Annotated in this window: 9 protein-coding genes and 2 pseudogenes; 3 read left to right on the top strand and 8 right to left on the bottom strand. The window is 61.0% G+C overall.

The features are described 5' to 3' along the window. The 5 genes and pseudogenes from EN932_RS20250 to EN932_RS20230 form a co-directional block, all read right to left on the bottom strand. A pseudogene (locus tag EN932_RS20250) lies at window positions 1-505 on the bottom strand (hypothetical protein); the annotation flags it as partial. A gap of 260 nt (window positions 506-765) precedes the next feature. After that, window positions 766-2,571 (bottom strand): ABC transporter ATP-binding protein, encoded by a 1,806-nt coding sequence (locus EN932_RS20245; RefSeq protein ID WP_128369008.1) that lies wholly within the window; start codon window positions 2,569-2,571, stop codon window positions 766-768. Window positions 2,572-2,949: 378 nt separating this feature from the next. Then, the gene (locus EN932_RS20240; RefSeq protein WP_027161485.1) at window positions 2,950-3,360 is read right to left on the bottom strand and encodes a GNAT family N-acetyltransferase; all 411 of its coding nucleotides are present in this window, start codon (window positions 3,358-3,360) and stop codon (window positions 2,950-2,952) included. A gap of 36 nt (window positions 3,361-3,396) precedes the next feature. Continuing rightward, entirely contained in the window at window positions 3,397-5,073 is a 1,677-nt protein-coding gene (locus EN932_RS20235; protein ID WP_013531895.1) for an NAD+ synthase, read from the bottom strand. A gap of 150 nt (window positions 5,074-5,223) precedes the next feature. After that, a complete protein-coding gene (locus tag EN932_RS20230) occupies window positions 5,224-5,940 on the bottom strand; it encodes a DNA-3-methyladenine glycosylase I (RefSeq protein WP_127385433.1) in 717 nt (238 codons plus the stop codon). Between the two features lie 92 nt (window positions 5,941-6,032). Here EN932_RS20230 and EN932_RS20225 point away from each other — a divergent pair, with 92 nt between their 5' ends. Continuing rightward, window positions 6,033-6,596, top strand: a complete 564-nt coding sequence (locus tag EN932_RS20225; protein ID WP_024503559.1) for a DUF1003 domain-containing protein — start codon at window positions 6,033-6,035, stop codon at window positions 6,594-6,596. Beyond that, window positions 6,593-7,180, top strand: a complete 588-nt coding sequence (locus EN932_RS20220; RefSeq protein WP_127369361.1) for a DedA family protein — start codon at window positions 6,593-6,595, stop codon at window positions 7,178-7,180. The genes EN932_RS20225 and EN932_RS20220 overlap by 4 nt, the downstream gene beginning before the upstream one ends. Window positions 7,181-7,183: 3 nt before the next feature. Here the strand turns inward: EN932_RS20220 and EN932_RS20215 are convergent, their stop codons facing one another. The 3 genes from EN932_RS20215 to EN932_RS20205 form a co-directional block, all read right to left on the bottom strand. Further along, window positions 7,184-7,771 carry a hemerythrin domain-containing protein gene (locus tag EN932_RS20215; RefSeq protein ID WP_027161483.1) on the bottom strand — a complete coding sequence of 196 codons (588 nt, stop codon included), beginning with the start codon at window positions 7,769-7,771 and terminating at the stop codon, window positions 7,184-7,186. Between the two features lie 40 nt (window positions 7,772-7,811). Further along, window positions 7,812-8,171 (bottom strand): diacylglycerol kinase, encoded by a 360-nt coding sequence (locus tag EN932_RS20210; protein WP_024503562.1) that lies wholly within the window; start codon window positions 8,169-8,171, stop codon window positions 7,812-7,814. An 81-nt stretch (window positions 8,172-8,252) separates the two neighbouring features. Next, window positions 8,253-8,669 carry a GFA family protein gene (locus tag EN932_RS20205; protein ID WP_127369360.1) on the bottom strand — a complete coding sequence of 139 codons (417 nt, stop codon included), beginning with the start codon at window positions 8,667-8,669 and terminating at the stop codon, window positions 8,253-8,255. Between the two features lie 411 nt (window positions 8,670-9,080). Between EN932_RS20205 and EN932_RS20200 the strand changes: the two are divergent. Further along, window positions 9,081-9,621 (top strand): annotated as a pseudogene (locus EN932_RS20200) (GGDEF domain-containing protein); the annotation flags it as partial.

Below are 9,621 nucleotides of genomic sequence, written 5' to 3'. Positions count from 1 at the left end.
ATCCCAGACAATGCACCGGCAGGAGTTGATACTTCATCGGGCGCGCGAAGGCCAAGGATGTCCGGTTGGCCGAATCGGTCAGCTGCAGATCGAATTCGCCTTGATGCAATGCCCGCAGCAATTGCGGTCCGGCCGAGCCGTCATCGGTGCCGGGGTCGGCCATGAGCGGCCCGATGATCGCCGCATTCAATGGCGCACCATTGAGCTCGTAGCGGGCTTTCAAAACGCCGAGGAACCCACCCAGGCGGCCCTGCCGGTTGATCTGGACAAGAGCGTTGCTTTCACCGGAGTGGCCGGCAGGGTCGAGATAAATCTCCCTCATATACGCGGCCGTTTCGGCGATAGCGCGATCGAGGAGGTGACGGCGCCGCCGGCGAAACTTCGTCAGGAAGAGTGCGGCGACGCGCTCGAGATCTTCGGCAGCAAGCGGCCGAACCGAGCCATGCTGAGATTCCAGCACTGACGGCGCAGCCAACTTTTCCTCGGCATTCGCAGAAAGATGCATCGTGAAGAACGTCCGTGGGTTGCCTCCATCGGATATATATCAACCAATGGTAGAAACAACGTATCTCGGTCAATATGATGAACAGAGGTCCCAAGACTTACTATCCGGACAGGACTTCACAGGCAAATCAAGTCGGCCAGCATCACGGCGCTGATCGACGGGTCGACTGCCTCCCTGCGATCGCATCTCCTGCTCCAGCCCGCTGGGCTGACCGTGCCTGACAGAGGCGGCCTCCGGCCGAAGCTGGAGGCCGCCTCAGGTCAGCTGACAAGTCCCTTGGTCAGTTCGAGCGCCTGGCGTTCGAACAGACGGCGGTAGATGCCGCCTTTCAGCCGGATCAGTTCGTCATGCGAGCCTTCCTCGACGATGTTGCCGCGATCGAAGACCAGCAGCCTGTCGAGCGCCCGCACTGTCGAAAGCCGGTGCGCGATGACCAGCGTGGTGCGGCCGACCATCAGCCGCTCCATCGCCTGCTGGATCAGCACCTCCGATTCCGAATCGAGGCTCGATGTCGCCTCGTCGAGGATCAGGATGCGCGCATCGGCAAGGAAGGCGCGTGCGATCGCCACGCGCTGACGCTCGCCACCCGACAGTTTCACGCCGCGTTCGCCGACCAGTGTACCGTAGCCCATTGGCAGGTTGGTGATGAAGTCATGCGCACTCGCCAGCTTCGCGGCATGCTCGATCTCCTCCTGCGACGCACTCGGCCTGGCATAGGCGATGTTTTCGGCCAGGGACCGGTGGAACAGGATCGGTTCCTGCTGAACGATGGCGATCTGCCCGCGCAGCGAGGCTTGCGCCACCTGCGAGATGTCCTGACCGTCGACCAGGATTTTCCCCGCGTTCACGTCATAGAGCCGCTGGATAAGCTTGACGAAGGTCGTCTTGCCCGACCCCGAATGGCCGACCAGCCCGACGCGCTCACCCGGCGCGATATCGACCGAAAAGTCGCGGTAAAGCGCGGATCGGTGATGGCCATAGTGAAAGGTGACGTTGTCGAAGCTGATCCGTCCTTCGGTGATCCGGATCGGCTTGGCACCTGGCCGGTCCTCGATGCCGAGCGGTTCGGACTGGAAATCGACCAGCTCTTCCATATCGTTGATGGAGCGCTGCAGGTTGCGGATATGCGTGCCGATGTCCCTGAGATAGCCCTGCAGCACAAAGAGCGAGGTCAGCACGAACGCAACGTCGCCGGCGCTCGCCTGCCCCCAGGACCACAGCATCAGCGCCAGGCCGATCACCGCAGCGCGCATGACCAGCAGCAGCACTCCTTGCGTGGTGCCGTTGATGGTGCCGCGCACCCAGGTGCGCCGTGTACGCGCACGCCATTTGGCGACGACCTTGGCCAGGCGGCGTTCTTCGCGCTCCTCGGCGCCAAAGCCCTTGACCACGGCGTTGCAGCTGACCGCGTCGGCCAGCGAGCCGCCGAGGCGGGTATCCCAGGTGTTGGCGAGCCTTGCCGCCGGCGCGACATAGCCAAGTGACAGCAGCGCCGTCACCGTGATGAACAGCACCGAACCGGCAGCAACGACCGCACCCATCAACGGCCAGAACCAGCCGAGCAGCAACGTCGACCCGACCAGCATGACGATCGACGGCAGCAGTGCGATGAGGATGGTGTCGTTGAGCAGGTCGAGCGCCCACATGCCGCGCGTCACCTTGCGCACGGTCGAGCCAGCAAAGCTGTTGGCATGCCAGTCGGTGGAAAAGCGCTGAACGCGATGGAAAGCATCGGCGGCGATGTCGGCCATCATCTTCAAGGTCAGCTCGACGATGCCCATGAACGCCAGGTTGCGCAACACGACGCCGGCCAGCGCCAGCGCCATCAACATCGAGAACGCCGTCAGCGCGGCATTCCAGGCAATCGCGTCGGCGCCGGCGCTGCTGGCGACGGCGTCGACCAGCCGGCCGGAATAGAGCGGCGTCAGCACATCGGCCAGCGTCGACAGCAGGAAGCTGGCCATGATGAGCGAGAGCCGCCACGGCTGGCGCCGCCAATGGGTAAGCGTGAAGCCAAGAACGCTGCGAAAGGCGCTCGCGCGCAAATCGATCTTGAAACGAGCCATGATGTCATTCGGGCACAAACGAGCCCGATCCCAGTAGGTCGAAAATTGAAGAAGCCGCGCAAGGGCCAATGATTGCCCGGAAGCGGAGTGGCATATTTGGCGTATCGCCCATAACCGGGCGGCGATCGGCATCGGCATAAGCCTGTGCTCGATCCGGCATCGGCACGAAGGGCAAACCTTCGCGGAGCGCCGGATGAGACCTAGGCTTCGCGGCCTCGCATTGCCATGTGAAATACTGCCATTCGGACCTCCCGCAAGACAATTGCGGAGCGGTTCTTATAGAGACGCTCCGATGCACCGCCAAGACGGGCTGACGCCAAAAGCGTATCTGGTCCAACCACTGCGATTATTTTGCAACAATGGCGGGCAAGCCGCGCCTCATTCAGGAACGCGATCCAAGCGCATGTAGCGGCCATCGGTCGATGGCTTGAACCCGAGCTTTTCATACATGCCATGGGCATCGCTGGTCGACAGGCTCCAATGGAAAACGGTCCTGACCTCCGGATGGTCGATCAAGGCCTGGACGAGCCGGCTTCCTATGCCTTGCCCGCGATTCTCCGGCCAGATGATGAGATCGGCGAGATAGGCGAATACGGTGCGGTCGGTGATCGCCCGGCCGAAGCCGACTTGCCTGCCATCGACATAGGCGCCGACGCAAAGCGAATTGGCAAAGGCGCGGCGATGGACTTCGTCAGTGCGTCCGGCGCCCCAATAGCTTGCCATTAACAGGTCCGATGTCGCACGGAAATCGATCCGTGACATGTCGAAGCTGATCTCACAATCGGGCATGGTTGTCTCCGGCCGCGCCGCGTGCGCTTTCGGTACCTAGCTGCGATCCCTGAAACGATTGGTGATGGGGTAGCGGCGGTCGCGGCCAAAATTCTTTTTCGTGATCTTCACGCCCGGCGCCGCCTGCCGTCGCTTGTATTCTGCGATGTAGAGCAGGTGCTCGATGCGCGTCACCGTCGCCCGGTCATGGCCGCGCGCGACGATGTCGTCGACACCCATCTCATTCTCGACCAGGCATTCGAGGATATCGTCCAGCACCGGATAGGGCGGCAGCGAATCCTGATCGGTCTGGTTCTCGCGCAATTCCGCCGACGGTGCCTTGTCGATGATGTTTTTCGGGATCACCTCGCCCGAGGGGCCCAGCGCACCCGGCGGCACGTGGCTGTTGCGCCAGCGCGACAGCGCGTAGACCTGCATCTTGTAGAGGTCCTTGATCGGATTGAAGCCGCCATTCATGTCGCCATAGAGCGTGGCATAACCGACCGACATCTCGCTCTTGTTGCCGGTGGTGACGACCATCGAGCCGAACTTGTTGGAGATCGCCATCAGGATGGTGCCGCGTGCGCGGCTCTGCAAATTCTCCTCGGTGATACCTTCCTTGGTGCCTTCGAACATCTGCGTCAGTGCGTGCAGGAAGCCCTCGACCGGCTCGAAGATGGGCACGATGTCATAGCGGCAGCCGAGAGCGCGGGCGCAATCCTCGGCATCTTTGAGCGAATCCTTCGAGGTATAGCGGTAGGGCATCATCACCGCGCGCAGCCGTTCCTCGCCGAGCGCATCGACGGCCAGCGCCGCGCAGATCGCCGAATCGATGCCGCCGGACAGACCAAGCACGACGTTCTTGAAGCCGTTCTTGTTGACGTAGTCGCGCAGGCCCAGCATGCAGGCGCGATAGTCAGCCTCCTCCCGGTCCGGGATTTTCGACATCGGCCCTTCCGAGCAGACCCAGTGATCGCCTTGTCTCTTCCAGGTGGTGACGTCGACCGCTTCCTCGAACTGGCTCATCTGGAAGGCAAGTGTCTTGTCGGCGCCAATGGCAAACGAAGCGCCGTCGAAGATCAGCTCGTCCTGGCCGCCAAGCTGGTTGGCATAGATCATCGGCAGCCCACATTCGATGACCTGGCGGATGACGACCTGGTGGCGGACATCGATCTTGGCGCGATAATAGGGCGAGCCGTTCGGCACCAGCAGGATTTCTGCCCCGCTTTCGGCCAGCGTCTCGCAGATATCGACATCGCCCCAGATGTCCTCGCAGATCGGAATTCCGATGCGCACGCCGCGGAAATTGACCGGCCCCTGGATCTCGGGTCCGGCCTGGAAGACGCGCTTCTCGTCGAACTCGCCGTAGTTCGGCAGATCGAGCTTGTAGCGTTCGGCGATGATCTTGCCGCCGTCGGCGAAGATGATCGAATTGTGCGTGCCGCTCTTGCGCTTCAACGGCGTGCCGATGATGACGCCGGGACCGCCATCCGCGGTGTCGGCGGCAAAGTCCTGTGCCGCCTTTTCGCAGGCTTTCAAAAAGGCCGGCTTCAGCACCAGATCCTCCGGCGGGTAGCCGGCGAGGAAAAGCTCGGTATAGAGCACGAGATCGGCGCCCTGACGTGCGGCATCCGCCCTCGCCTCGCGGGCTTTGGCGAGATTGCCTGATATGTCGCCGACAGTCGGATTGAGCTGGGCGACGGCGATGCGCAGGATGTCGAGCTTCTTGGTCATGCCTGCTGACTTAGCGCGGCAAAATTGCCCGGGCAATGGCGTTCGTTTGGACCAATTCGGAGCAAATGACGAATGTCATTCGTGTCCGGACCGATCGATTCGATCGTGTTGACCGATCGACGAATGCCGATCGTGGCAAGCGACCACGTTTCAGTCGTCGCCCATATATTCGCGCAGCGCTTGCGGCGAATGGTTCTCGCCGATCGACATCGCCAGGACGCGTGAAATATGGCGGCGCGGCAGATGCGTCTCCGCTGCCCATTGATTGATTTGCCTCTGGATCTTGTCCAAATCCTTCTTCGAAGTCGGGCTTTCGGCGATGTCGAGGCCGGCGTCGCGCAACGCCGCGGCCATATCGCCCGAGATGACGAACGCATCCCAACCCAGCCAGCGCAGGAAATACTGGCCCGTGTTGCCGCCCAGCCGGCTGCCATGCTTGCCGAGCCAGGCCATCAGCCCGACCTGGTCATCATCGGGCCATTCCGCAAGAAATTTGCCAAAACCGCCATATTCCTTCGACACACGCTCGACAAAGGCAGCATTGTCGCGAACGGATCTGATCTTCTGCGGGTTGCGTACGATGCGCTGGTCGGCCGTCAGATCGTGCCAGAAATCATCGGGCTGGAACAACAGCCGCTTCGGCTCAAAGCGCAGAAACGCCTCCTCGAAGCCAGGCCATTTCTGCTCGATGACGCGCCAGACGAAACCGGCGGCGAAGACGCGCTCAGCCATAATGGAGAGAATGCGGTCATCGGGGATGTCAGCCACGGCGGCATTGTCAGGCGCCGGACCAAGCAGCGACGTCAGTTCCTCTTCGCCGCCCTTACGTTTTGCGGCGCGAGCGCGAATTTTCTTGAAATCGGCCATTGGTCCCTCGGCAACTGGAATCAATCTAACACTTCCCGTGCGAGCCGGCAGCCTCTACCTCTTACGGCAAGCCTAAGACCCTGGAGATGGCCATGAACAAGACGATCGACGATCTGGCGAACCGCTGGCTCAAGCGGCGGCCGGACGGCCTCAGCCAGCTCGAAAGCCGGGTGCTGCAATCGACGCTCGAACGCACCACCATCTCGCGCGACACCAACAAGGCCGTTGCCTTCCACCAGACCTTCGGCGACCGGCTTGCCGATACGATCGCCCGCATCGGCGGGTCATGGTCCTTCATCCTGACCTTCATCGCCTTTCTGGTCCTATGGACGGCGGGCAATGTCTGGCTCCTGTCGCGTGACGCCTTCGATCCCTACCCGTTCATCTTCCTCAATCTCGTTTTGTCGATGGTAGCCGCCTTGCAGGCGCCGGTGATCATGATGGCGCAGAACCGCCAGACCGAACGCGACCGCATCGACGCCGCCCACGATTACGAGGTCAACCTGAAAGCCGAGATCGAGATCATGGCGCTGCATGAAAAGCTGGATGAACTGCGCCACGGCCAGATTCTCGGCATGCGCGACGAGATCGTGCAACTGACCGAGATGATCAAGCGGATCGACGAAAGGCTGTCTTCGCAGCAGTCGGCTTCATGATCGACGCGATCCACCATTTCATCGAACAATACGGGCTGCTCGCGGTCTTTGTCGGTTGCGTCGCGGAGGGCGAAAGTGCTGCCATTCTCGGCGGCTTCTTCGCCCACCAGCAGGTCTTCGTGCTGTGGCACGCCGTCCTTGCGGCCGGCCTCGGCGCCTTTGTCGGCGACACTTTCTTCTTCATCCTCGGACGAAGCTTTGCCGACCATCCCTATGTCGTCAGATTGCGCAAGCGGCCCGGCTTTCGCCGCGCCTTTCGCCTGCTCAACACCCATCCCGACATTTTCGTGCTGTCGAACCGCTATATCTACGGCATGCGTCTCGTCGGCGGCATTGCAGCCGGGCTCTCCAATATCACAGCGCCGCGCTTCGTCATCCTCAACGCGCTTTCATCGGCGGTCTGGGCGGTGCTGTTCGGTACGATCGGTTATGTCTTTGGACTTGGCGCAGAGCACTTCATCGGCCAGGCGCTGATGCATCACGAACGGTTGCTGATCGGTCTTGGCATCGGCCTGACCGTGGCCGTTCTGGCATGGCTCGTCGCCCGTCACATCGCCAGGAGGGAACGCGCCAGGGAAGGCTGATCGTCAATCCACCCCGAGCGCCCGATCCCCCCGATCGAGGATGAGCGGGACGATCAGGTCTTCCTCGTCGGCAAGATGTCTTGTCAGCATGGCGATCAGCCGGCTGTTTTCGTCGGCATAGGCGTCGGCTGCAAAGCGCTGTCTGTCTTCGCTCTCCTGCAGCGTCTTGATGAAGGCATTGGCCGCCTCGGCATTGCGCTCCAGCCCTTCATGGATGGTGTGGTGGTCGGCATCGAGAATCTCGAAGCCGCGCTTCAAACGGGGCTCGGCCTTGGCGAATACCGGGAAATATTGATAATCCTCGACATTGTGGTGACCGTCGAGATGCCCAAGAAAATGATTGAGGCGCGGCGCGAACCAGCGCGCGAAATCAGGCGCCGTCAGCCGTCCCTCACGGAAGTCGTCAATGCCGTTGGCCAGCATGCCGCCGAGTTCGCGGAACATGTCGTGCCGCTGCAGCCACATATTGGCGATGCCGTGGACGTTGGCATGGTCCTGCCAGTTTTCACGCGGGTATTTTTCGACGAGCCAGCGCAGATCGTCTGGCAGGCCCACGCGTTCGAGAAGCAGAAAATTGACGGCCCCGGCCATGACAGTCTCCTTTGGTGACTGGCATATAGGCATCGAAAGGCTAGATCGGTAGCCCAGTGATCCGCTCGATAATGGCGATGCCCCAGACACCGGCGACGATGAGCACCGAAATCAGCACCGCCAGCGAACCGCAATCCTTGGCCAACTGGATGTCGACATTGAACTCGCGGCTGAAAGCGTCGCATGCCGCCTCGATGCCGGTGTTAAGCACCTCGACCATGATCAAGAGCAGCACCGCGCCGATCAGCAAGGCATAACCGCGCCACGAGATCGAAACGAACCAGCCGAGCGGCAGTGCCAGCGCCAGCAGCATCAGCTCCTGCTGGAAAGCCTTCTCGCTGGCGGCCAGCTTGCGAAACGCCCGCACCGAATTGAAATAAGCGTCGATCAGCCGCTGCATGCCAAACCCCTTTGCGAATCACCGGCACGGGATAATGCAATGGCTGGCCAGATCAATGGAATAAGGTGACTTGTCCAAGATTCATTCAGCAACCGGTATGGACGATGTCGACTTTTCAAACTGCGGCAGCCCGTCGTCGATCGAATAATAGTCGCCCTTGTCACCGACGAAGATATGGCATTCCCCCTCAAGACCTGTCGGCTTGTCGAACGATCCCGCCATGACTGAAACGTAGTCCTGGTCTCGCGGCTTCCAGAACAGCACCGACCCGCATGCCTTGCAGAACCCACGCCTGGCGAAGGTAGAGGCTTCGTACCAGGTGATACTTTCCACGCCTTCGATCACGATGTCGACATTGGCAACATTGGTCGCGGCATAGAAATGTCCGCTCTGCTTGCGGCATTGCGAGCAATGACAATAGACGACGCCACGCAACGCTCCGTTCGTTCTGAAGCGGACGGCTCCACACAGACACGATCCCTGGTGACCACCACTCACGTCGATCCTCCTTGAAAGAAAAGTGCCTGGCATCGCCTTCAGGATTCCAGCTTTGCGGCGCACGCACGCAAGCAAATGCGACATGTACTGGCGTGGAGAATCCGAAATTCGGTTTCATTTTGAAGCGTGCGATGCGCGAATCGCGAATTCGGGCCGCTGCACCGGCGTTGTTTCCAACTGTTGGACGCGCGAACCAGAGCTTTTACAGCCCGCAGACAGAGAAAACCCGCGGAACCTTCGCCAGTTAAGAGAACTTTAGCGACAGCGCATTTATGGTCACCCTGCAAGTGAAGGCCGTGGGTGGGGACGCATCCCTTCGCAAGTTGTTCCGAAGCGTCGGTCGCATTCCCCAGGGTTCGGCGACAAAAGGGGATCCGCGAATTCCGCGGATCATCCGGGGGAAGAACCAGAATGCAGCCGGCAGCTGTCCCGACCGAACGCACCGACATCGCAGCCACTGTTGTCGCGACAATGCGCCAGTTGGGCGTGCTCGGCCTGCCGCGCAATTACGAGATCTTCTATGAGGCCCTGAGCGGCACCAATCGCGAACTCAGCCTGGCCGTCGTTTCGCTGAGCAGCCGGCCGACACAGGATGAACTGGATCAGATCGGGCGCACTTTCTTTGCCCACAACCATGGTCCTGGCATCGTCGAGCATGCCCGAGACGTCATTGCCAGGGAGCTCGAGGAGGTTGCTTCACTGCTGCGGAGCGAGCGCAGCCATATCGAGAAATACGGCAGGATCCTCGATGAGACATCGAGCGGCCTCAACGGCCGCAGCCTTCTCTCCCAGGATCTTTTGCACAAGATCGCCAACGCCATGGCGGTTGCCACCAATTCGACGATCGATCACGGCCGGCAGGTGGCATCGACGCTCAGCGACAAGACGGCCGAACTCGAGACCGTCAAATCGAAGCTCGAGGAATACAAACGGTTGGCCGACACCGATCCCC

It is taken from the genome of Mesorhizobium sp. M7A.F.Ca.US.002.01.1.1 (genome assembly GCF_004022955.1).
Taxonomy (GTDB): Bacteria; Pseudomonadota; Alphaproteobacteria; order Rhizobiales; family Rhizobiaceae; genus Mesorhizobium; species Mesorhizobium ciceri.
Note: the sequence above shows the minus strand (reverse complement) of the source record. Positions and strands in the feature narration are given on the sequence as shown.